The 22,128-nt window shown below is 64.5% G+C and carries 20 protein-coding genes; 8 read left to right on the forward strand and 12 right to left on the reverse strand.

Going from position 1 to position 22,128, the window contains the following annotated elements:
* Positions 1-75 precede the first annotated feature (75 nt).
* The 4 genes from ACVINW_RS37015 (at position 76) to ACVINW_RS37030 (ending at position 2,787) form a co-directional block, all read left to right on the forward strand.
* The gene (locus ACVINW_RS37015; protein ID WP_456755853.1) at positions 76-1,026 is read left to right on the forward strand and encodes a metallophosphoesterase family protein; all 951 of its coding nucleotides are present in this window, start codon (positions 76-78) and stop codon (positions 1,024-1,026) included.
* A 24-nt stretch (positions 1,027-1,050) separates the two neighbouring features.
* Positions 1,051-1,374, forward strand: a complete 324-nt coding sequence (locus tag ACVINW_RS37020; RefSeq protein ID WP_456755854.1) for a cupredoxin domain-containing protein — start codon at positions 1,051-1,053, stop codon at positions 1,372-1,374.
* A gap of 94 nt (positions 1,375-1,468) precedes the next feature.
* Entirely contained in the window at positions 1,469-2,026 is a 558-nt protein-coding gene (locus ACVINW_RS37025) for a sigma-70 family RNA polymerase sigma factor (protein WP_456755855.1), read from the forward strand.
* Entirely contained in the window at positions 2,023-2,787 is a 765-nt protein-coding gene (locus tag ACVINW_RS37030; RefSeq protein ID WP_456755856.1) for an anti-sigma factor family protein, read from the forward strand. Before ACVINW_RS37025 ends, ACVINW_RS37030 begins: the two co-directional genes overlap by 4 nt.
* Positions 2,788-2,925: 138 nt before the next feature.
* Here the strand turns inward: ACVINW_RS37030 and hpnO are convergent, their stop codons facing one another.
* The gene (hpnO, locus tag ACVINW_RS37035; protein ID WP_456755857.1) at positions 2,926-4,317 is read right to left on the reverse strand and encodes an aminobacteriohopanetriol synthase HpnO; all 1,392 of its coding nucleotides are present in this window, start codon (positions 4,315-4,317) and stop codon (positions 2,926-2,928) included.
* A gap of 102 nt (positions 4,318-4,419) precedes the next feature.
* Here hpnO and ACVINW_RS37040 point away from each other — a divergent pair, with 102 nt between their 5' ends.
* Positions 4,420-5,064: a DUF2147 domain-containing protein gene (locus ACVINW_RS37040; protein WP_456755858.1), complete on the forward strand. Its 645-nt coding sequence runs from the start codon at positions 4,420-4,422 to the stop codon at positions 5,062-5,064.
* Between the two features lie 72 nt (positions 5,065-5,136).
* On the opposite strand, the gene hpnN is transcribed toward ACVINW_RS37040, so the two are convergent.
* Positions 5,137-7,752, reverse strand: a complete 2,616-nt coding sequence (hpnN, locus tag ACVINW_RS37045; protein ID WP_456755859.1) for a hopanoid transporter HpnN — start codon at positions 7,750-7,752, stop codon at positions 5,137-5,139.
* A 475-nt stretch (positions 7,753-8,227) separates the two neighbouring features.
* On the opposite strand from hpnN, the gene ispH reads away from it, so the two are divergent.
* Together ispH and hpnH are read left to right on the forward strand one after the other, a co-directional pair.
* Positions 8,228-9,154, forward strand: coding sequence for a 4-hydroxy-3-methylbut-2-enyl diphosphate reductase (gene ispH / locus ACVINW_RS37050; protein ID WP_456755860.1), 927 nt, complete (start codon positions 8,228-8,230; stop codon positions 9,152-9,154).
* Positions 9,155-9,199: 45 nt separating this feature from the next.
* The gene (gene hpnH / locus ACVINW_RS37055; RefSeq protein WP_456755861.1) at positions 9,200-10,360 is read left to right on the forward strand and encodes an adenosyl-hopene transferase HpnH; all 1,161 of its coding nucleotides are present in this window, start codon (positions 9,200-9,202) and stop codon (positions 10,358-10,360) included.
* Between the two features lie 66 nt (positions 10,361-10,426).
* Here hpnH and ACVINW_RS37060 read toward each other — a convergent pair whose 3' ends face one another.
* From ACVINW_RS37060 to ACVINW_RS37105, 10 genes are all read right to left on the reverse strand, one after another.
* On the reverse strand, positions 10,427-11,329 hold the full coding sequence (locus tag ACVINW_RS37060; RefSeq protein ID WP_456755862.1) for a Rossmann-like and DUF2520 domain-containing protein: 903 nt from the start codon (positions 11,327-11,329) through the stop codon (positions 10,427-10,429).
* Positions 11,326-12,168, reverse strand: coding sequence for a class II aldolase/adducin family protein (locus ACVINW_RS37065; RefSeq protein ID WP_456755863.1), 843 nt, complete (start codon positions 12,166-12,168; stop codon positions 11,326-11,328). Before ACVINW_RS37065 ends, ACVINW_RS37060 begins: the two co-directional genes overlap by 4 nt.
* Before the next feature lies 1 nt (position 12,169).
* Entirely contained in the window at positions 12,170-13,870 is a 1,701-nt protein-coding gene (locus ACVINW_RS37070; protein WP_456755864.1) for an acyl-CoA dehydrogenase family protein, read from the reverse strand.
* A complete protein-coding gene (locus ACVINW_RS37075; RefSeq protein WP_456755865.1) occupies positions 13,867-14,511 on the reverse strand; it encodes a TetR/AcrR family transcriptional regulator in 645 nt (214 codons plus the stop codon). The genes ACVINW_RS37070 and ACVINW_RS37075 overlap by 4 nt, the downstream gene beginning before the upstream one ends.
* Before the next feature lie 359 nt (positions 14,512-14,870).
* A complete protein-coding gene (locus tag ACVINW_RS37080; RefSeq protein WP_456755866.1) occupies positions 14,871-15,596 on the reverse strand; it encodes a phosphorylase in 726 nt (241 codons plus the stop codon).
* A gap of 26 nt (positions 15,597-15,622) precedes the next feature.
* On the reverse strand, positions 15,623-17,584 hold the full coding sequence (gene shc, locus ACVINW_RS37085; protein ID WP_456755867.1) for a squalene--hopene cyclase: 1,962 nt from the start codon (positions 17,582-17,584) through the stop codon (positions 15,623-15,625).
* Between the two features lie 163 nt (positions 17,585-17,747).
* A complete protein-coding gene (gene hpnE, locus ACVINW_RS37090) occupies positions 17,748-18,998 on the reverse strand; it encodes a hydroxysqualene dehydroxylase HpnE (protein ID WP_456755868.1) in 1,251 nt (416 codons plus the stop codon).
* Positions 18,998-19,834: a presqualene diphosphate synthase HpnD gene (gene hpnD, locus ACVINW_RS37095; RefSeq protein WP_456755869.1), complete on the reverse strand. Its 837-nt coding sequence runs from the start codon at positions 19,832-19,834 to the stop codon at positions 18,998-19,000. The genes hpnE and hpnD overlap by 1 nt, the downstream gene beginning before the upstream one ends.
* Positions 19,831-20,709 (reverse strand): squalene synthase HpnC, encoded by an 879-nt coding sequence (gene hpnC, locus ACVINW_RS37100; protein WP_456755870.1) that lies wholly within the window; start codon positions 20,707-20,709, stop codon positions 19,831-19,833. Before hpnC ends, hpnD begins: the two co-directional genes overlap by 4 nt.
* Positions 20,710-20,905: 196 nt before the next feature.
* Positions 20,906-21,145, reverse strand: coding sequence for a hypothetical protein (locus tag ACVINW_RS37105; protein WP_456755871.1), 240 nt, complete (start codon positions 21,143-21,145; stop codon positions 20,906-20,908).
* Between the two features lie 405 nt (positions 21,146-21,550).
* On the opposite strand from ACVINW_RS37105, the gene ACVINW_RS37110 reads away from it, so the two are divergent.
* Entirely contained in the window at positions 21,551-22,054 is a 504-nt protein-coding gene (locus ACVINW_RS37110; protein ID WP_456755872.1) for a hypothetical protein, read from the forward strand.
* Positions 22,055-22,128: the final 74 nt, after the last annotated feature.

A 22,128-nucleotide genomic window follows, 5' to 3' on the forward strand; every position in this document is an offset into this window, starting at 1 on the left:
GCTCCGGGAATAAAGCTCCGGCCCTGCCGATCACCTCCCCGGAAACCCAATCCCTGGGCCCATGGGAGACTTGTCATGAGCGGACACGATCACAATCACCACGATGAGGAGAAAGGCGTCAGCCGACGCAAGGTGCTGGAATGCATGACCTGGGCCGGCACAGGCGTGCTGTGGACCGTCACCGGCGGCGTGCCGCATTCGCTCGGCATCGTCGGCTCGGCCAAGGCCGCCGAGGCCAGCGGCATGACCTTCATGCAGATCAGCGACAGCCATGTCGGCTTCGACAAGCCGGCCAACCCGAACGCCATCGGCACGCTGGAGGAGGCCATCAACAAGGTCCGGGCGATGCCGGTCAAGCCGTCGTTCATGATCCACACCGGCGACATCACGCATCTGTCGAAGGCGTCCGAATTCGATGATGCCGACCGCATCATCTCGCAGGCCAAGCTCGACGTGCATTACGTGCCGGGCGAGCACGACTTCATCGACGAGGAGGTCAAGCTCTACAAGGAGCGTTACGGCAAGGGCACCAAGGGTCCGGGCTACTATTCGTTCGACGCCGGCGGGGTGCATTTCATCGGCCTCGTCAACGTCGTCGACCTCAAGGGCGGCGGCCTCGGCAATCTCGGCAATGAGCAGCTCGAATGGCTGGAGAACGACCTCAAGGGCCGCTCCAAGTCGACGCCGATCGTGCTGTTCGCCCACATCCCGCTGTGGACGGTCTATCCGCAATGGGGCTGGGGCACCGAGGACGGCGCCCGCGCGCTGGAATACGTCAAGGGCTTCGGTTCGGTCACCGTGCTCAACGGCCACATCCACCAGGTGATGCAGAAGGTCGAGGGCAACGTCACCTTCCACACCGCGCGCTCGACCGCCTTCCCGCAGCCGGCGCCGGGGGCTGCCCCCTCGCCCGGCCCGATGAAGGTCGAGGATGCCAAGCTGCGCAGCATGCTCGGCGTCGCCAGCATCAACTTCAAGCAGAACAGCCAGCCGCTGGCGATCATCGACACGCCGCTGCAAGGCTAACGGATCCGGCTGAGGAAACAGACGATGAGTACGATCAATCGACGCGACTTCGGGATCGCCGTGGTCGCGACCATGCTGCTGCCGGTCACGGCGGCCCGCGCCGAAGACACCGCGGTCCATATCGACAATTTCTCGTTCACGCCGAACCCCCTCGACGTGAAGGTCGGCACCACCGTGACCTGGACCAACCGCGACGACATCCCGCACACCGTGGTGTGTGCGGGCAAATTCCGCTCCAAGACCATGGACACCGACGGCACCTTCTCGTTCACCTTCACGGAGCCGGGCGAATACAAGTATTTCTGCTCGCTGCATCCGCACATGACAGGCAGTATCAAGGTTGGGTAACGTGACCAGCCATACAATCACAACCATGCCCGGTCGGTGGCCCACAGCCCCCGCCCGGGCACAAGCCGTCTCTCGACATGCCGGGCAGGACACGATGGTTGTCAACGCGTCGCAAGACGATCCCGAAAAGGCGCGACGCTTCCGCGAAGCCGCGCTGCCGTACCTTGACGACGCCTATACCCTGGCGCGCTATCTGCTGCGCGATGCCGCCGACGCCGAGGATGCGGTGCAGGAATGCTATCTGCGCGCCTACAAGCATTTCGACAGCTATCGCGGCCCCGCGATGAAGCCGTGGCTGTTCGCGATCCTGCGCAATGTCTGCCGCGCCGAATACGCAAGGCGCAAGACCGCGCCCACCGCGGTCGAGGAGCTGCCGGAAGGCGGCGAGCAGACCCCGCTGTGGAACGAAGCCCCGGAGACCCCGGAAAAGCAGCTGCTGCGCCGGTTCGACGGCGACACCGTGCGCAAGCTGGTGGCGGCGCTCGCCGAGCCATTCCGTGAGACCTTCGTGCTCAGGGAAATCCAGAATCTATCATACCGCGAGATCGCCGATGTCGCCGCCGTGCCGGTCGGCACCGTGATGTCCCGCCTCGCGCGCGCCCGCGCCATGCTGCGATCGGCCTGGCTTGCGGAACAGGAGCACGTGAAATGACCTGCGAGGAAGCCGAAGTGCTGATCCACGCGCTGATCGACGGCGAACTCGATGCCGGCCATGCGCGCGAAGTGGAAGCCCATGTCGAGGGGTGCGCGCATTGCGCCGCTCTCATGAAGGAATATCAGGAGATCCGCCAGGCGATCGCCGAGAGCGACGTGCGCTACAAGGCTCCGCTCGAGCTGCGCCGCAAGATCGAGAAGTCGCTGCCGCAACCGCAGGCCGCGCCAAGCCGGCGCTCGGTGCTGCGCGGCTTTGCGATGGGCTCGGCGGTGTCGGCGATGGCCGCAACGGGTCTGGTCGCGATCGTGCTGCGCAATGACGACGAGCAGCGCATCGAGAACGAGGTGGTGTCGGCGCATCTGCGCTCGCTGCAGGCCGGCCACCTGATCGACGTGGTGTCGACCGACCAGCATACGGTCAAGCCGTGGTTCAACGGCAAGCTCGACGTCTCGCCGCCGGTGATCGATCTCACCGCGCAGGGCTTCACGCTGATCGGCGGTAGGCTCGACTACGTCAACGCCCGCGAGATCGGCGCCGTGGTCTACAAGCGGCGCCAGCACGTCATCAACCTGTTCGTGGCGCAGACCGCGAGCACCGAACGCAAGCCCGCGAAGATCTCGACATTGCAGGGCTTCAATATCCGGCGCTGGAGCGACCGCGGCCTGAACTACTGGGCGGTCAGCGATCTCGGCGCCGACGAACTCAGCGAGTTCGGCGACAAGTTCGAGAGCGCGATGCGCGCGAACAAGGAAGGGTGAGCAGCAAAACCTCTGCTCTCGTCATTGCGAGGAGCGAAGCGACGAAGCAATCCATATCGCCGCTTGCGGCTCGATGGATTGCTTCGCTTCGCTCGCAATGACGAATAAGGCTGCTTCATCCCGGCTACGGGAACGTGCCTACGCCGACTTGCGCACCGCGTTGTCGACCAGCGTCTTGCCGAGCGACCAGATCGCGCCGGGCACCTTGTGGCTGCCGGCGATCACGTCGTCGAACGACTTCTCGATCCAGCTGCAATCCTCTTCGGTGATCGTCAGCGGCGGCAGCAGCTTGATGGTGTGGAGGCCGTGGCCGGCGACCTGGGTCAGGATCTTGTGATCCTTGAACAGCGGCACTGTGATCAGCTGGCAGAACAGGCCTTTGTTGGCGGTCTCCAGCAGATTCCACGACGCCTTGAGCCGCAGCGATTTCGGCGGTCCGAATTCGACGCCGATCATCAAGCCCTTGCCGCGGACTTCCTTCATCAATTCATAGCCCGGCACCATGCGCGTCAGCGCGAGGCGGAGCTCGGCGCCGCGCTTGGCGGCGTTCTCGACCAGCTTCTCGGACTTGATGACGTCGAGGGTCGCGATGCCGGCGGCCATCGCCAGATCGTTCTTCGCGAAGGTCGAGCCATGCACGACCGCGCGATCCATCTGGTTGAAGATCTTGTCGAAGATGTTCTTGCGCGTCAGCAGCGCGCCGATCGGCACGTGGCCGCCGGAGAGCGCTTTCGCCAGCAGCACCATGTCGGGCTCGATGCCCCAGTGCTCGATCGCGAGGAACTTCCCGGTGCGGCCGATGCCGGTCTGGATCTCGTCGGCGATGAACAGCGTGCCGTATTTGCGGCACAGCGCCAGCGCGCCGGGCAGGAACTCGTCGGTGGGCATATTGACGCCCTTGCCCTGAATCGGCTCGACGATGAATGCACCGACCTGGCGCGACGACAGCGCCTTCTCCAGCGCCTCGAGATCGTTGTAGGGTATCGGGGTGCAGCCGGGCAGCAGCGGCTCGAAGCCGCTGCGGAAATTCGAATCATCGGTCAGCGACAGCGCCCCGTACGACAGGCCGTGGAACGAATGCCCGCAATAAACGATACCAGGACGGCCGGTCGCGCCGCGCGCGAACTTGATCGCCGCTTCGACGGTTTCGGCGCCGGAATTGGCGAAAAACACCTTGTCCAGGTATGGAACATAGTCCAGCAACCGTTCCGCGAGCACGCCGGCAAGCGTCGACACGTCGAGTTGCACCAGATTCGGCAGATCGGCGTCGAGCACGCTCTTCAGCGCCTGGCGCAGGGCCGGATGATTGCGGCCAATCGCAAAAACGCCAAATCCGCTCAATAGATCGAGGTAACGAGCCCCCTGACGATCGAAGAGGTACTGGCCTTGCCCCTTCTGGAAGCCGACGTCGTAACCGATGGTTTTGAGGACGCGAACGAGCTGCTCGTTGAGATGACGCGTGTGCATGGCACCGCGCTGCCCCTCGCGCTCCACAAAAATCTCGGAAACGTCTAAATTGGAACTTACCATTCGTTACATACGTCGGTTGATGGCCATCTCGTCAACTTAAAACGCTCGCTAGCGGCGTTTTGACCCCCGCTCGGATCGTCTAGTTAAGCACAGGTTTGGACCATGTTGCACTGCCCAAGAACTTTCGCGCGCACAATAGCCTTTTCGGGTTTATTTTTGGCCACCGTATTATCACCGGCACTTGCAGCGGACCCGACCGGCGACTGGAAGGTCGCTGACGGTGTCGCCATCATCCGCGTCGCCCAGTGTAATGGCAACATGTGGGGGGCGGTGTCGTGGGAAAAAACCCCCGGCGGCAAGGATAAGAACAATCCTGATCCTGCGAAGCAGAGCAGGCCGACGCTCGGCATGCCGATCCTGATCGACATGAAGAAGAAGGCCGGCGCCGATGCCTGGGAAGGCCAAGTGTATAACGCCAAGGACGGCCAGCTCTACAGCTCGACCATCAAGCCGGTCGGCACCGATCAGCTCGAGATCCAGGGCTGCGTGCTCGGCTTCCTGTGCGGCGGCGAGACCTGGACCCGCGTCGGCCCGCCGATCCCGGTGAGCGCCGCCGGCAATCCGGCGGCCGCAGGCTCGGCAGCAAAGGGCACCGTTCCCAAATCAACAGCGCCGCAGAAGACCACCGGCGCCGTGGCCCCTGCCAGCAAGCCGGGCCAGAAGCAGGCCCCAAGCAATGCCAATGCGTCCGCTGACACGGTCGGCGATATCTGCCTGCTGCCGGACATCGCGCGACCGACGCACTGACACGGCTGGCATCGCTCAGCCTGTGATTGCGGCTTGGCGGCATCGGCCGCCAAGCCCGATCAAAACAACGCGTCAGGTGACGTCGTTGGCGATATCCTCCTCCTTGAGGGTCTCACGCGGCTTGCCCATCAGCGCCGGCTGGAACAGCAGCACCGCGGCCAGCGTGGTGACGAGCGACAGCGCAAGCAGCTTGCCCATGCTCGCGGTACCGGGATGGCTGGACAGCCACAGGCTGCCGAACGCCGTCGCCGTGGTCAGCGCGCTGAAAAAGATCGCCCGCGTCAGGCTCGATTGCAGCAGGTTCGTCCTGCCCTGCCGCCATGCCGTGACATAGTAGATCTTGAACGCCACGCCGACGCCGAGCAGCAGCGGCAGCGCGACGATGTTGGCGAAGTTGAGCGGCAGCCCGATCAAGACGCAGATCTCCAGCGTGACGATGCCGGCGACCAGGAGCGGCACCAGCGTCATGAGCACGTCGACGATGCGGCGCAGCGTCAGCCACAGCAGCAGGCCGATGGTGACCAGCGCCAGAATGCCGGCGTGGATGAACGCATTCACGATGACATCGCCCGATTTGAGGATCGAGACCGGTCCGCCGATTGCGGTCGGCTCCGCGGCGAGCACGGCGTCGGCAAAGCGGCGCAGATTGTCGTTGTCGTTCGGGTCACCCTTCGGCTCGACCTCGACGCGCATCAGGCCGTCCTTGGTCTTCCAGCTCTCGACCAGTTCCGGCGGCAGGTTCTGCAAGGTGACGGTCTGGGCTTGCAGCGTATTGCGGAGCTGATCGAACACGATCTTCATCGGCGCGACGAAGACGTCCTGCGCCTTGTCGCGGACAGCCTGGTTCGAATCGGCAAGCTTCTGCAAGGCGTCGGCGAGCCTTCGCGCGGCAACCGCGCCCGGTCCCTTGCCGTCGCCCGCGGTCCTGCGCAGGCTGTCGACCGAGCTCTTCAGCGACTCGACATTCTCCTGATCCGACGGCGCCGGATCGACCGAGTCCGGATTGAGCGCGGGGCCGAGCGTCTTGGCCGCCTGCGCGATCAGCTTCAGCTTGGCCGGCTGGTCGTCCGGCACGAAGCTGTCGAGCGACATCACGCGCGCCACTTCCGGCAACTTCTCGAGCTTGGCCTCGATCTTTTTGGCGTCGGCTTCCGAGCGCGTCATCACGTTGATGGCGTTGGCCCCGGTGTTCGGATCCTTCCTCAGGTCGAGGAAGGTCGCGATCGATTCCGCCTGCTTGTTGCGCAGATTGATCGGGTTGAAGTCGAACTTCATCCAGTGCAGCAGCGGCAGCCCGGCGACCGTGACCAGCAGCGTGCCGACGATGATAGGAATGCGATGCTTTTCCAGGAAGTGGTCGACCGGCGCCAGGAAGGCGTAGCCGACCGGCTCCTTCTCTCCCGGAGGGTTGAGCAGGTCGAGCAGCGCCGGCAGCACCGTGATGCTGGTGACGAACGCCACCAGCATGCCGGCGCCGGCGATCTTGCCGAGCTCGGAGATGCCCTTGTAGTCGGTCGGCAGGAAGCACAGGAAGCCGGCGGCGGTCGCCATCGCCGCAAGCGACAGCGGCACCGCCGAACGGCGCGCCGCGTTTTCCAGCGCGAGCGTCAGATTGTCGTTCTTGTAACGCTCGGAGCGGTAGCGCACGCTGAACTGGATGCCGAAGTCGACGCCGAGGCCGACGAACAGCACCGCGAAGGCGATCGACAGCAGGTTCAGCGATCCGACCATCATCAGGCCGACCGCGGTGGTGAGCGCAAGCCCGATGAACAGGTTGACGAACACGGCGAAGATGATCTTGCCCGAGTGCAGCGCCAGCCAGAGGATGATCAAGACGATCACCACGGTGCCGATGCCGTTGGTGATCGCGCCGTCCTGCACGGTGGCGTATTCCTCGTTGGCGATCGGCACCGGTCCGGTCAGGCGAACGCGCGCGTGATACTCGGTCGGGAACTTCAGGTCGGCGGCCGCCTGCCGGATCGCATCGGTCGCGGCCTTGCCGGGCTCCAGCGCCGAATAGTCGATGATCGGCTTGATCTCGATGAAGGCGCGCTTGTCCGAATCGGTCAGCGGCTTGTCGCTGGTCAGCTCGCGCCAGGAGAAGGTGGCGTTGCCCTTGTTGAGGACGGTCTCGACGGTCTCCGAGATCAGGTTGAAGGGCGGCGCGGCATTGTCGAGCTTGACCTGCCCGCGCTTGACGCCGGCAAGGCCGGTCTCGAGCGCGCCGGTCAGGCCGCGAATCGAGGGATCGCCGGCCATGATCTCGATCAGCGGCGCGGCCGATTCGAGCTGGCCTGCGACCTTGCCGACCTCTTCGGTCGGCAGGAACAGCAGGCCGTTCTTCTCGAAGAATTCGCCGGAGCCGAGCGCGGTGATCGCCTCGAAGTTCTTCTTGTCGGCCTGCAGCTTCGCGGTGAGCGCCTTCGCCGCCGAGCTGGTCAGCTCGGGCGTCGCGGCTTCGACCACCGCCAGGATCAGACGCTCGCGATCGAATGCTTCCTCGAACTGGTTGTCGCGCTTGCGCCAATCCAGATCCGGCGAGATCAGCTTGTTGATGTCGGTGTTGATCGAGAAGTTGCGGGCCGTATAGAAGCCGGCGCCGATCGACAGCAGCACAGAGATAATGACAACCGGAAGGGCAAAACGCGTACAGGTCCTAACAACGGAGACGACAATATTTGTCAGCACTTCGTTTCTTTCTAATCTCGGGGAAGCATGGCCGAAAACGCCCGCTCTGTAGCGGAGTTCCGGGGGCCGATCTAATGTTGTTTTGGTTACCTTCCTCGACGCGATGGCGAAGAGGTTCCAAACCACAGGACTGGCCACGAGTGGCCGGTATAAACCGCATCAGTGGGCGATAAAGTGACGAACAAGTGAGAGGGGCGGAGGGTCGCACGGCTCCGATCCCACACCATATTACCTCTAACACCCCTCCCCACCGATGGTTCTGCCTTTCGAAGCGCTACCTTTTTGCCACAAATCCCTGTATTTCCATGCGCTTGGGGCATCGATCCCGTGCAGGAACTGTGATGGCGCGGACATTGCAACTGACGTTGCGACGTCCGACTTGTGGAGTGCGTTGCCGAAAAGGCCGCAGGACTTGGAACAGGACTTGGAACAGGACTTGGAATGAGATTGGTGCAATTTGCGTAACGGACGTCCGATGGAAGTGTTTCTTGCCCAGCCACGCGGCTTTTGTGCGGGCGTTGTGCGCGCGATCGAGATCGTCGAACGCGCGCTCGCGAAGTATGGCCCGCCGGTCTATGTCCGCCACGAGATCGTACACAACAAGCACGTGGTCGAAAGCCTGAAGAAGAAGGGTGCGATCTTCGTCGAGGATCTCTCGGAGGTGCCGGCCAAGGCGGTGACCGTGTTCAGCGCCCATGGCGTCGCCCGGAGCGTCGAGGAGGAGGCGGAAGCCCGCGACCTTCCGGTCCTCAATGCCACCTGCCCGCTGGTCACCAAGGTCCACAACCAGGGCAAGCGCTATATCTCGAAGGGCCGCGCCCTGATCCTGATCGGACATGCGGGCCACCCCGAGGTCGAGGGAACCATGGGCCAGGTTCCGGGGCCGGTTTGGCTGGTCCAGAGCGTTCAGGATGTGGCGGAATTGCGGCTGCCGACCGATACGCCGGTCGCCTATATCACCCAAACCACCCTGTCCGTGGACGACACCAAGGACATCATCGCGGCCCTTCAGGCAAAATTTACAGATATTCAAGGCCCCGACACCCGGGATATCTGCTATGCGACACAGAACCGCCAATCTGCGGTAAGGGACCTAAGCAAGCTGGTGGACGTCATTTTGGTGGTGGGGGCCGCCAACAGTTCCAACTCAAACAGGCTTCGCGAAATCGGCACCGAGGTCGGCGTCGCGAGTTATCTCATTGCCGATGGGAGCGAGCTCAACCCGGATTGGCTGAAGGATGCGAAGGCCGTCGGGATCACGGCGGGTGCATCGGCACCCGAAGTTCTGGTCGACGATGTCATCGAGGCCCTGCGACGCATCGGACCGGTGTCGGTCTCGGTCGTTCCGGGCCGCGAAGAGAATATCGAATTCCGGCTGCCAGCCGAACTGACTGCGGGCTGATCTGAACCGACTTCCTTTGAATAAGTGCAGAAAGAAAATCGTCTAATGGCTATACCGTTCTTCAAGGAAATGCGTATCGGCGGTTACCTGATCAAGCAGAAGCTGCTTGGCCGCAAACGCTATCCGCTCGTGCTGATGCTGGAACCCTTGTTCCGTTGCAACCTCGCCTGCGTCGGCTGCGGCAAGATCGACTATCCCGATGCGATCCTCAATCGCCGCATGACCGCGCAGGAATGCTGGGACGCGGCCGATGAATGCGGCGCGCCGATGGTGGCGATCCCCGGCGGCGAGCCGCTGATCCACAAGGAGATCGGCGAGATCGTGCGCGGCCTCGTGGCGCGCAAGAAGTTCGTCTCGCTGTGCACCAACGCGCTGCTGCTGGAGAAGAAGCTCGATCTGTTCGAGCCGTCGCCCTATCTGTTCTTCTCGGTGCATCTCGACGGCCTGAAGGACCATCACGACAAGGCGGTGTCGCAGAAGGGCGTATTCGACCGCGCCGTCTCCGCGATCAAGGCGGCGAAGGCGCGCGGCTTCACGGTCAACGTCAACGCCACCATCTTCGACGGCCATCCGGCCGAGGAGATCGCGAAATTCCTCGACTTCACCACCGAGCTCGGCGTCGGCGTCTCGATGTCGCCGGGCTACGCCTATGAGCGTGCGCCGGACCAGGAGCACTTCCTCAACCGCACCAAGACCAAGAAGCTGTTCCGCGACGTCTTTGCGCTCGGCAAGGGCAAGAAGTGGAATTTCATGCATTCCGGGCTGTTTTTGGACTTCCTCGCCGGCAACCAGGAATACGAGTGCACGCCCTGGGGCATGCCGGCGCGCAACATCTTCGGCTGGCAGAAGCCCTGCTATCTGCTCGGTGAAGGCTACGCCAAGACCTTCAAGGAGCTGATGGACACCACCGATTGGGAGACCTACGGCACCGGCAAGTACGAGAAGTGCGCCGACTGTATGGCCCATTGCGGCTACGAGCCGACCGCGGCGACTGCTGCGATCAACAACCCGCTGAAGGCGATGTGGGTCGCGCTGCGCGGCATCAAGACCACGGGCCCGATGGCGCCGGAGATCGACATGTCGAAGCAGCGTCCGGCGCAGTACATCTTCGCCGAACAGGTGCAGAAGAAGCTCTCGGAGATTCGCCGCGACGAGGCCGAAGCCGCTGCCGCCAAGCAGCAACAGAAGGCCTCCACCGCCGCCTGACGCACGACCTGAGCGAACGCAGAAGCATCAAAGCCCCGGTTCAGCGAACCGGGGCTTTTTGCTGGGTCAGGATGCCGCCTGCTCTTCCAATCTCGTCCGCAGCAGCAATTGCTCGATCTCCGCCGCGCGCGGCGCGCTGAGCGTGCCGCGCTCGATCCCGAGCGGGACATTGCGCAGCGCCAGTTCGCGATACAGCGCGCCCGAAGACGGAAACCGCTCGTCGAGGGCGCGGAGATGCTTGAGGATGGTGCCGACATCGCCGCGCGCCACGCAGCCGCCCATGCCGTTGGCCAATCCGCCGTCGAGCACGGCCGCGACCGTGCCGCGCAGCAGCGGCATCATCGCGCGCAGCGCGTCGGTCTCGCTGGCGCCAAAGCTCTTCCAGAGCTCGACGCCTTCTTTGAGCAGCGCGATCAGGAACGGACCGACGTAATAGGCCGAGGCGTGATACAGCGCCCGCACCCCGGCCGGCAGCGCCAGCGGCTCGCAGCCGATCCGGGTCGCAAGCCATTCGAGGTCGCGCCTGAACTCGCCCTCGGCCTCGATGCCGACCGTGCATCCGCAGAGCCCCTCGAGCGCAACGTCGGGATTTGCGAACATCTGCATCGGATGAAAGCCGCCGGTGGCCGCGCCTGCGGCTTTGGCATGGTCGAGCGCCGCGAGCTCGGTCGCGCCGCTGCAATGGACCACGCGGTGACGCGGCTGCCAGCGCAGGTCGCGGCACACCGGCAGGATCGCATCGTCGCTCACGGTGAGGAAAATCATGTCGCAGCTGTCGACGACCTGCTGCGCATCCGGCAGCGACTTCGCCGACGGGACGCGGGAGCCGAGCCGCTGCGCGGCATCGGCACCGCGGTTGTAGAACGCCGCGACATCCAAATCCGCGCGGGCGAATGCCGGCGCGAGCGTTTGCGCGACGCGGCCGGCGCCAATGAATCCGATCCGCGCCGCGGCCAGCGCCGTGCTCATTGCGCGTAGCTCCCGTCGATGCGGTCGAGCCTGCGCCGCAACGCCGGCCATTCCAGCAGGCCGTAACCGGCTTGCAGAGTCTGCGCCGCTTCATTCATTGTTGGATTGGTGTCGCGCTCATTGTCGAGCGTGATCTCGGTGCCGGCAAAGCAGGTCACCGTGTTGCCGATCGCGAGCTCAGTCGGCGCGCGCAGCGGCCTGCCGCAGCCGAGCGCATCGATCTGGATCCGGCAGGCCTGCTCCAGCCAATAGATCGCATTGAACGCCTGCTGAATCGTGTTGCCGCAGACCAAGAGGCCATGGTTGCGCAGGATCAGGACGTTGTTGCGGCCGAGATCGGCGACGACGCGGTCGCATTCCTCGCGATCGATCGCCGGCCCCTCGAAATCGTGATAGCCGATCCGGCCGTGAAACCGCATCGCCGTCTGCGACAGCGGCAACAGTCCCTCGGCAAGCGTGCTGACCGCCGTGCCTGCCCTGGTATGGGTGTGCAGAACGCATTTCACGTCGGGCCGCGCGCGATGGATCGGCGCATGCAGATAGAAGCCGGCGACGTTGACGTTGTAGCCGTGATCGGGCTGCAGCAAAGTGCGGCCCTCGATGTCGATCTTGACCAGGCTGGAGGCCGTGATCTCCTCGTACAGCATGCCGTAGGGATTGATCAGATACTGATCGTCATGCCCCGGGACCTGCGCGCTGATGTGGTTGTAGATCAGGTCGGTCATGCCATAGAGCGCGACCAGCCGATAGCACGCCGCGAGGTCGACCCGGGTTGCCCATTCCTGTTCGCCCACGATTGCCCTGATATCGTTGACGGCGCAAACTTGGCTCTGACGCATGTTACCGGGGTCCCTGGTGACCGATGACGGAGGCGCGCTCGACGATGCCGCCGAGGCCTTCCGACGATGGAAGCGTGCCGAACACATGCATCGCGTCGGCACCGAGCCTCGATTGCACGAACAGATCGGCGGCAGCGGCGTCGCTGTGCCGCAACATCTCGGCCGCCTGCAACGCATGCGCCATCCGGGTGACCAGCGCCCGCGCATGTCCGTCGTCCGGATATCGGGCCTGCAGGCGATCGGCGAGGTCGTCGGTGCTCCGGTCATAGACCGGATTGAGGCCCCTGCTCGCGCGCAATTCGTCGATCAACGCATCGCGACACCTGGCATCGCGCTGCATGGCGCGCAGCACGTCCATGCACATCATGTTCGAGGTGCCTTCCCAGATCGAATTCAGCGGCGCCTCGCGATACAGCCGCGCCATCGCATTCTCCATGATGAAGCCGTTGCCGCCATGCACCTGCAGGCATTCGTAAGTGAAGGCCGGCGCGCGCTGGCAATTCCAGAACTTCATCACGGGGGTTGCGACCCGCGCCAGCAGCCGCTCGTGCTCGCTGGTCTGCAGGCCGTCAGTGGCGCGCGCGACGCGGAATGCGCCCAGCATCGCCGCCTCGCTCTCGAGCGCAAGGTCGGCGAGCACATTGCGCTGCATCGGAAGCTCGGACATCGGCTTGCCGAACGCGGTTCGACTTTGCGCGTGATTGATGGCGAGGCTCAACGCCTGCCGCATCAGCCCGGCGGAGCCCACCGCGAAATCCAGCCGCGTCAGATGCGCATGCGAGAGGATTTCCGCGATGCCGCGGCCTTCCTCGCCGACCAGGATCGACCAGGTGTCATGATATTCGATCTCGCTCGATGCGTTGGAGCGGTTGCCGCATTTGTCCTTCAGACGCTGGATGTGGATGCGGTTGGCGCTGCCGTCGGGCAACAGGCGCGGCACGAACAGACAACTGACGCCGGATTGGGTGCGCGCCAGCGTGTAGAAGCCGTCGGCGACCGGCACCGAGAAGAACCATTTGTGGCCGGTGATCGCATAGATCTCGCCATGCGCGCCGCACTCGACGAAGTGCGCGGTGGTCTGGGTCTCGCGTAGGTCGGAGCCGCCCTGCTTCTCGGTCATCGCATAGCCGATGACAGCCGCACGCTTGGCCTCGATCGGAAGCCGGCGCGGATCGTAATCCGCCGTCAATGTCCGCTCCCGCCACAACGCGAATTGCGGCTTGCCGGCAAACCCTGCGATCGCAGCGTACGCCATCCCGGTCGGGCAACCGACGCCGTTCTCGATCTGATTCCAGAGGTAGCTCAGCGCCGCGCGCGCCAGATGGCCGTGCGGCTCGCGCGTCGACCAGGCCAGGCTATGGACCTCGCTCTGGAACGCCAGCGCCATCAATTGATGCCAGGCCGGATGGAATTCGACCCAATCATTGCGGTTGCCGTAGCGGTCGTGGGTCAAGAGCTTCGGTTCGTGCTCATTGGCAAGCCGCGCCGCCTCCTGCACGGCCTCGCTGCCGGCATGGGCTCCGAGCGCGGACAGCTTGCCCCGCGCCCATGGCGCCAGCGTCGCGATCACGCCGCTCAACGCACGATCGTCATCGAATGCGTTGAAGCCTGTCTCCGGCCGCGCCTGGTTGCGGACGTCATGGGTCGCAAACGGACCGGTTTTCGTTGCGGTGACGGCCACCGGTTGGACACGCGCATTCATGCGGAGACTCGCGATACGGGGATCAATTCAGGCGTCGTGTGGCGAAACAGCATGCGCGCGGCGAGCCCTGCGATCGATTGCGCGACCGCCTTCGCCGCATCGGAATCGGGAGCCGCTTCGGGCGCCAGCGGACCGACCAGCGCCTCCATGAACGCACCGGTCACGCAGGATGCCGCGACATTCGCGTCAATCTCGACGAACTCGCCATTGGCGATGCCGCGCCGGACCAGCCGCGCGATCTGATCGGCGAGTGCCGCCCGGTATTTCAGGCGCGCCGCGTCGATCTCGGGCTCACAGGGTTCGGCGATCAGCGCGTAGGCCAGCCGGCGGCCGCGCATCGCCCGGACCGAGAAGGTGTAGATCGCATCCACCAGGCATTGCGATGGCGATCCCTCCGCCTCGACGATCGCAGCGACCACCGCCACCTCTCGCTCCGACACCAGCCCGAGCACCTGGGCGTACAGGTCCGCCTTCGAGTCGAAGTAGCGATACACGCTGCCGGTCGCGACGCCGGCCCGGGCGGCGATCAGCGCGATCTGGGCGTCCTTCCACCCGCTCAGCGCCACGGCTTCCCTCGCGGCATCCAGGATCCGTGCCTTGGTCTCGACCAGCTGATTGAGGCGAACCGCTGCGATTGCCATAGTGAACCGTAATTCATGAATAAAGGATCATAATTCATACTCGGCCGAGTGCGCCTGCCTGTCAAGGGTCCACAGGCGCACTGCGCCGCCGGGACGCGCCCTGCCAGGACGCGCCCTGCCATCCGGAGCGCAGCCGCCGCCGTCGTACGGACCTTATGGGATAGGGAGTCGGCGCGCCGGCCAGGGGCCCGCGCCAGCGGGCAATACAGCGCTGCCAGCCCGCTGAGGGCACCGCCGGCAGCACGGTGGCATCGCGTCAGATCATCGGACACCCAAGCAAAAGGCCCGATCGCAATGCGATCGGGCCTTGTTTTGAGCTCGATGTCCCGAGAAACCCGTCCCAGCCTGGGACGGTTGGATCAGGCCGCCTTCGCCGTCACCATGACGTCGTCCACCGGCATCAGCACCTCGTTGCCGAGCAGGAAGCCGCGGCAGCTGCGCAGCGAGCGCAGCGCGCGGTTGAAGTCGATCCCGGTCGACACCAGCGCCCGCAGCGTCCGCGGATTGCGCGCGATGCCGCGCAGCACCTTGCGCAGATCGATGTCGCCGTTCGGCTTCACAGCTGACTTCGCCAGCTCCGGCAGCGCCCGGTGCGCGGGATCGCTGATCACGCGCAGGGCTGCGAACGGAATGCCAGCTTTGGCGGCATAGGCGGCCGCGATATGGCTCTCCATATCCACCGCAGCGGCGCCGGTGATCGAGCGCAGCGCGGCCTTGCAGGCCTTTGCCGCGATCACCTGTTCGACGCCGGCGAGACCGCCGCGGACGATCCTGCGGCGCTTCAGCGCGGCGCTGGCGATCATCTCCTCGTTCAAGGCGGATGCGGCCAGGAAACGCGTATCGCCCGACATCACCTCGGTCGCGACCACGACGTCGCCCGACTTCAGCGACGGGTCGAGCCCTCCGGCCACGCCGAACGAAATCACGCCACGGAAAGTCTTCGGATCCAGCGTCGCCAGCAATTCACGCAGCTGCTGTGGATCGCTCGAGCTGCAGATCACGATCATGCCGGGGCCTGCCGCGATGCGGGCCTCCTGCACCAATCCAGTCACAATCAGTACCGGCCGAGGATCAATTCTGCCCACGGACTCGGCGGCCCCCGCCTCAACAATCACATCCCGACCCCTACCACCCTGCTATTGGTGCTTCTCAAATTCCGATACCGCGCCAGCGCCCAGAGCGGAAAGAACTTCGAGTAACCATGATATCGCAAGTAAAATACCCGCGGAAACCCCGTAGCCGTGTATCGCTGCTCGTCCCACAGCCCTTTTTCCGTCTGTGTTGCCTTTAGGTACTCCACCCCCCGCGCAACGGCGGGGTTTTCGACCTCTCCGGCCGCCATCAATCCAAGCAAGGCCCATGCCGTTTGCGAGGACGTCGATGGCGCAACTTCATAACCCTTGTAATCTAGCCGGTAGCTGACGGCATCCTCGCCCCAGCCGCCGTCCTGATTCTGGACCGATGCCAGCCAGTTGACCGCTTTCCGAATCATCGGGTCGTTGCGATCGACTCCTGCGACATTAAGCGCACACAGCACCGACCAGGTGCCGTAGATGTAGTTGAGGCCCCAGCGGCCGTACCAGGAGCCCTCGGCGAGCTGGGTGCGGCGCAGATAGGCGATACCGTCGGCCATCGCCTTGCTGCTCTCGGCGGTCTCGCCGAGCTGGCCGAGCATCGAGATGCAGCGCGCGGTGACGTCCTCGGTCGGCGGATCGAGCAATGCGCCGTGGTCGGAGAACGGGATGTTGTTGAGGTAGTATTCGAGGTTGTTGGCGTCGAACGCGGCCCAGCCGCCGTCGCGGCTCTGCAGCCCTTCGATCCACTCGCGGCCGCGTGCGATCGCCTCGTCGTAGTCCCGGGTTCCGGTGTGGCGGCGCGCGCGATCCATCGCCATCACCACCACGGCGGTATCGTCGAGATCGGGATAATGGTCGTTGTTGTACTGGAACGCCCAGCCGCCGGGACGAACGTCCGGCGCCTTGACCGCCCAGTCGCCCTTCAGGTCCAGCACCTGGCGTGGCTTCAGCCAGTCGAGACCCTGCCTGGCCTTGGCGAGCGTGTCGTCGCCGCCCGCTTCCTGAAGTGCGTGACAGGTCAGCGCGGTGTCCCACACCGGCGAAACGCAGGGCTGGCAATAGGCCTCGTCGTCGCCGACCACCAGCAGCTTGTCGATGCCGCGGCGGGTGGTGGCGCGCGGCGGGAAATTCTCGTCCTTGCCGAGCGCATCATACATCATGACGATGTTGGCCATCGGCGGATAGATTGCGCCCATGCCGTCTTCGCCGTTCAACCGCTCCTCGGTGAAGGTGAGCGCGGCGTCGATCGCGCGCTGGCGCAGGCGCTTCGGAAACATCGGCTCGATCACGCGCAGCACGGCGTCGAGCGAGCGGAACAGATAGAACCAGCTCGCGCTCTGATGCGGCGCCTTCGGCGCCATGCGGACCGATTTCGGATCCTCCAGGAACAGTTCGTCGATGCCGACGCCCTTCGGGTTCTTCGCGCGCGGCTTCAGCGCGGCGAGCACCATCAGCGGCACCATGGTGGTGCGCGCCCAGTAGGAGATCTTGTTGATGTGGAACGGCGACCACATCGGCAGCAGCATGATCTCGATCGGCAGCACCGGCGTCGCGCGCCAGGTCACGACGCCATAGAGCGCGAGCAGGAAGCGCGTGAACACATTGCTGGCCGCGGCGCCGCCGCGCGAACGGATCGCCTCGCGCGCCCGCACCATATGCGGCGCATCCACGGAATCGCCGATCATCTTCAGCGCGAAGTACGACTTCACGCTGGCGCTCATGTCGAACGGGCCATCATGCACCAGCGGCCAGCCGCCATGCGCGCCCTGGACGCGGCGCAGATAATTGCCGAGCTTGGCCTCGAGCCCGGTATCGATCGGCTCGGCGAGATAGTGACGCAGCAGGATGTACTCGGCCGGAATCGTGCTGTCGGCCTCGAGCTCGAACACCCAATGTCCGTCGGACTGGCGATAGCCGAGCAGCGCCTCGGTTGCCTTGGAGATGCTCTTCTCCAGCGCGACCGGGTCGACTGCAACGCCGTGATCTCTCGAAAGCATTTCGCTCGATATCCTCTTCATCGCGGACCGGCTGATCGAAAGCCGCGGCCGCTCCGGAACATGATCCGATCAAATCGGATCATGTTCTCATTCATTTGTTGGTCGCATTTTCTTGACGCGAACCGGTGACCACTTCGCTCGAAAATGCTCCAGCAGGTCGAATCTAGCGCGTGGCCAGAACCAGATCGGCGGCGCGATCACCGGATCGCACCGACCCCTCGATGGTCGCCGGCAACCCGGTAGCAGTCCAGTCGCCGGCAAGGAACAGGTTTTTTTGCGCCGTTGCGGGCCCCGGACGCAGGGCATTCTGCTCCGGCGTCGCCTCGAATGTGGCGCGGCGTTCACGCACGATCTGCCAGGCTGGCAAGTCGCCGGATACGCCGGATGCCTTGCAGATATCCCGCCAGACCGCCTGCGCAAGCTCCTCGCGCGGCATGTCGACCAGGCGGTCGCCGTTCGAGATCGTCACCGACAGCCGTTGCGGGAACGCGAACAGCCATTCGACGAGGCCGCCGACGACGCCGAGAATGGGCGCTGCGTCGCGCGGCGGATCGACGCGGAAATGCGCATTGACGATGGCGCGGAATTTGGTCGGAGTTTTCAGGCCGGGTAGCAGCGATGCCGCGGCGCGCGGCGGCACCGCGAGCACGACGGCATCGTCGGCCGCCAGCGCGATCTTGTCGCCATTGCCAAAGTCGAGCTCGCTGACGCGATCACCCGCCATGACGAGCGCACGCAATTCGTGACTGAACCGGACGCTGTGGCCCCGCTCCTGCAGCAGCTTGACGGCGGGCTCGATCAGCACCGAGCTCAGACCGTCGCGCGCGATCAGCGGACGGCAGGCCTGCCCGCCCGCGAGCAGCGTCTCGCGCACGATGGCGCCGGCGAGCCCGGCCGAGCCCTCCGGCGGATCGACGTTCAGCGCCGCGAGCAGCAGCGGCTGCACCAGCCGGTCATACAGCGTGCCCTTGCAGGGAATGGTGTCGCCGACCAGCGCGCCGGTGCCGGCCCAGGCCAGCGGCGCCAACGCGAGGTAGTCGCGCAGGGTGGTGTCCGGCACGCGGCGCGCCTCGTCGAACACCCACAGCGGCAGGCGGGAATCGCCGAGATCGAGCTGCCAGCGCTGGCCGCCGGCCAGATCGACGAACGGAAACTGCGCGCGCGCAGGTCCCACCAGGCCGGCCTCGGTGCCGATCGAGCGCGCATAGCTCAGCGCATGGCGGTTGCCCGACAGCAAGAGATGGTTGCCATTGTCGATGGTGAGATTGGTGGCGGCGTCGAAATAGGAGCGGCAGCGGCCGCCGGCCTGCTGCGTCGCCTCGTGCACGGCCACCCTGTAGCCGCCATTGGCGAGCCGCACGGCAGCGGAGAGGCCGGAAATGCCGGCACCGATGATATGAACGGTCTTTTGCATCAGATGATCGCGTAACGAAGAAGAATGCCGATCTTGGCCGCCTTGGACACACGCACCGGCTCACGCGGTGCGGCGAAGCCGCGCGCGATCAACAGGTCGAGGATCGCGCGGTAGTATTTCGACATGATCCGGGGCGCACGCACGGCACGGCGCGAATTGCGCTTCATGATCTCGTCGGACTTCTGGAAATGCATCTTGGCGCGCTCGGCGAGCGGCGCACACACCTTCGGCAGCGCGCGGTCGGCGGTGACGCGGGCCGGGTCGTTGTTGGTGATGCCGGCATGCCAGAGCCATTCGCGCGGCAAATAGAGCCGGCCGAGGCCGGCATCCTCGTCGATGTCGCGCAGGATGTTAGTGAGCTGCAACGCGCGGCCGAGGTGATAGGCGAGCTGGATGCCGTCCTCCTCGGGCAGGCCGAACACGCGCACCGACAGCCGGCCGACCGCGCTCGCGACGCGATCGCAATACAAATCGAGCGTTGCGAGATCCGGCGCGCGGATGTCCTGCGGCACGTCCATTTCCATGCCGTCGACGATCGCGACGAAATCCTCGCGCTTCAGGCCGAACGCCTTCACCGATCCGACATAGTCCTTCAGCCGCTCCGGCGGATGCCCCGCATAGAGCGCGTCGATATCGTCGCGCCACTGCTGCAGCGCCGCCAGCCGCTCCGGCCGCGGGCCGTCGGAATCGGCGATGTCGTCGACCTGCCGGCAGAAGCTGTAGATCTGGAACATCGCCTCGCGCTGCGCGTGGGGCAGGATGCGCATCGCGGCATAGAACGAGCTGCCCGACGCGGTGCTTCCGTAATTTGCGTTGGCCGCCGCCTCGACACTCATGCGCCTGCCGCCGTCCTGGATGCCGCGCGGCGGCCGGTGGCGCGCTGCGCGGTCTCGCCGGCGACACCGCCGAGACTCTGCAGCAGCAGTTCAACCTTGCTCAGATGCACGCGCTCGCTGAGCGGATCGCGGACCTTCAGCATGGTGACGATCTTGTCGGCGAACGCCTGGATCACCGAGATCTCGAGGCCGAGCCTGAAATCCTTCACCTCGGCGGCGAGCGACTTGCTCCGGTCGAGCAGCGTCTCGGTTCGCACCGCGAGCGCCTGCAGGCATTTGAGCAGGGCCGGCTGCGACTTCGCCTCGCCGAGCATCTCGACGGTCGCGCCCGCGGCAGCCAGCGCATCGCGCGGCAGGTAGACGCGGTTCAGGTTGCGGTAGTCCTTGCCGCAGTCCTGAAGGTGGTTGTTGATCTGCAACCCGGCGCACAGCGCATCCGACGCCGCCCAGGTCGAGGTATCCTCGCCATGCACGTCGAGCATGAAGCGCCCGACCGGCATCGCCGAGTAGCGGCAATAGTCGATCACGTCGTCCCAGGTCTCGTAGCGCAGCTTGGTGACGTCGAGGCGGAACGCCACCAGCACGTCGAGCGCGTGCCGCGGCGGCATGCCGCGCTCGGCGAAGGCCCGGCGCAGATTGACCGCTTCCTTCTGAGTCTCGCCATTGCCGAGCAGCTCGGCCTCCATAAGGTCGAGATAGCGCAGCTTCTCATCGGCCGGCAGCGTCGCGTGATCGGCGATATCGTCGGCGGTGCGGACGAAATTATAGAAGGCCAGGATCAGGGCGCGATGCCGCGGATGAATGATCCACGACGCGACGGGAAAATTCTCGTCGCGATGGGTCTTTCCGGATCGCAGGTCGCTCGCGGTGGTCATGGGAAATTTGGGCTACACTGGTCATGGCACGACGCAGGCGCGAACGGCCGGGCGCATGCGGGGGATTTGCGAGCCCCATATAGGGGAATACGCCACCAAAACCAATGCCATCTGTGACCGCCAGCATATGCGGCCGCGGCCGGCATGGCTGCCAGCCGCGGTGCCGATAGCGATCCCTTGAGACCTGAATTCAGTCTTACTGGCCGTGGGTCTTCAGAACCTGGTCGCAGGCGGCGCTGATCTTGCTGCGGTTCTGCTGCAGGCAGGCGAGAATGGTGAAATCACCCTGATCGATCACGGCGCGGCAGTGACGCTGCACGTCGCGCGTGCAGGCCTTCTGCTCATCGGGTGTACCGCGTCCCTGCTGCTGCTGGGCGACGGCGCTGGACGCGAGCGGGATCGACAACAGGGCAAGTGCCAAGAGAAATTTACGCATCGTATTCCTTCATTTCCGACAGCAGAAAATCTGTTCCCGAAAGCGTTTCGGCAAGGCCGGGACGGATTTTGGGGATTGCAGACGCCACGTAACGCGGCAACGGATTGACGACAAGCACCGCTAAATGCGGCTAAATTTGCGGCGCTGTAAACCCCCGCATAAGCTATTGATTCAAAAAAGTGATTTGTGCCATCACTTTGTCGCGTTTGACCATTGCGGACAGCACTTGCGCAAAGCTACATGCGGTCATGAGGCGTGCGGTTTCCGATTCTGTTCGATGACAGTAGAGGCGCGGGGACGGCGCTGCTGTCGTTTGAACCTAACATTCTACGGTGACACTAAACCTTCGATGCGGCGAGACGCTTTCTTGCGCAGGAGGCGTTGATTTTGATGGGAAAATTCACAATGAAACGGTTTGGTTCCAGCCTTTTTGGTCAGGCTCTCAGGGCTGTGGGCGTCGGCGCCGCACTGATGCTGTCTGCCTCCGCCGTCCACGCCCAGGCCAGCGGCCCCTTTGCCGGCTTTGCCGGCTCGTGGACCGGCACAGGCACGGTGGCGCTGTCCAACGGCACCACGGAACGGATTCGCTGCAAGGCTGACTACAAGGTCGCGCCGTCGGGCATGAACCTGAAGCAGTCCCTGCATTGCGCCAGCGACAGCTACAAGTTCGACCTCTCCAGCGATGTCACCAGCCAGGGCGACCGGATCTCCGGCAACTGGAGCGAGGCCAGCCGCAACATCTTCGGCAATTTGCAGGGCACCGCGGGCGGCGGACGGATCGACGTGTTCGTCGAGGCCTCCGGCTTTGCCGCGAACCTGAACCTGCAGACCAACGGCTCCAAGCAGGTTGTGCAGATCGACTCCAAGGGCGAGATCCGCGGCGTCTCGATCACGATGACGAAGAGCTGACGCTCCGCGGCCAATTTCACCGGCCAACAAAAAGGCCCGGTTCCGAACGCGTCGGAACCGGGCCTTTTGTTGAT

The organism is Bradyrhizobium sp. USDA 4461, from assembly GCF_054055655.1.

Excerpts from the sequence above, each read along its gene's own strand:
- hpnE (WP_456755868.1), bottom strand. The coding sequence starts at position 18,998 with ATGCAAAAGACCGTTCATATCATCGGTGCCGGCATTTCCGGCCTCTCC.
- ACVINW_RS37030 (WP_456755856.1), top strand. The coding sequence starts at position 2,023 with ATGACCTGCGAGGAAGCCGAAGTGCTGATCCACGCGCTGATCGACGGC.
- ACVINW_RS37040 (WP_456755858.1), top strand. The coding sequence starts at position 4,420 with ATGTTGCACTGCCCAAGAACTTTCGCGCGCACAATAGCCTTTTCGGGT.
- ACVINW_RS37065 (WP_456755863.1), bottom strand. The coding sequence starts at position 12,168 with ATGCGTCAGAGCCAAGTTTGCGCCGTCAACGATATCAGGGCAATCGTG.
- ispH (WP_456755860.1), top strand. The coding sequence starts at position 8,228 with ATGGAAGTGTTTCTTGCCCAGCCACGCGGCTTTTGTGCGGGCGTTGTG.
- hpnD (WP_456755869.1), bottom strand. The coding sequence starts at position 19,834 with ATGAGTGTCGAGGCGGCGGCCAACGCAAATTACGGAAGCACCGCGTCG.
- ACVINW_RS37075 (WP_456755865.1), bottom strand. The coding sequence starts at position 14,511 with ATGGCAATCGCAGCGGTTCGCCTCAATCAGCTGGTCGAGACCAAGGCA.
- ACVINW_RS37025 (WP_456755855.1), top strand. The coding sequence starts at position 1,469 with ATGGTTGTCAACGCGTCGCAAGACGATCCCGAAAAGGCGCGACGCTTC.
- ACVINW_RS37110 (WP_456755872.1), top strand. The coding sequence starts at position 21,551 with ATGAAACGGTTTGGTTCCAGCCTTTTTGGTCAGGCTCTCAGGGCTGTG.
- hpnO (WP_456755857.1), bottom strand. The coding sequence starts at position 4,317 with ATGGTAAGTTCCAATTTAGACGTTTCCGAGATTTTTGTGGAGCGCGAG.
- ACVINW_RS37105 (WP_456755871.1), bottom strand. The coding sequence starts at position 21,145 with ATGCGTAAATTTCTCTTGGCACTTGCCCTGTTGTCGATCCCGCTCGCG.
- hpnC (WP_456755870.1), bottom strand. The coding sequence starts at position 20,709 with ATGACCACCGCGAGCGACCTGCGATCCGGAAAGACCCATCGCGACGAG.
- shc (WP_456755867.1), bottom strand. The coding sequence starts at position 17,584 with ATGCTTTCGAGAGATCACGGCGTTGCAGTCGACCCGGTCGCGCTGGAG.
- hpnH (WP_456755861.1), top strand. The coding sequence starts at position 9,200 with ATGGCTATACCGTTCTTCAAGGAAATGCGTATCGGCGGTTACCTGATC.
- ACVINW_RS37060 (WP_456755862.1), bottom strand. The coding sequence starts at position 11,329 with ATGAGCACGGCGCTGGCCGCGGCGCGGATCGGATTCATTGGCGCCGGC.
- ACVINW_RS37020 (WP_456755854.1), top strand. The coding sequence starts at position 1,051 with ATGAGTACGATCAATCGACGCGACTTCGGGATCGCCGTGGTCGCGACC.
- ACVINW_RS37070 (WP_456755864.1), bottom strand. The coding sequence starts at position 13,870 with ATGAATGCGCGTGTCCAACCGGTGGCCGTCACCGCAACGAAAACCGGT.
- ACVINW_RS37015 (WP_456755853.1), top strand. The coding sequence starts at position 76 with ATGAGCGGACACGATCACAATCACCACGATGAGGAGAAAGGCGTCAGC.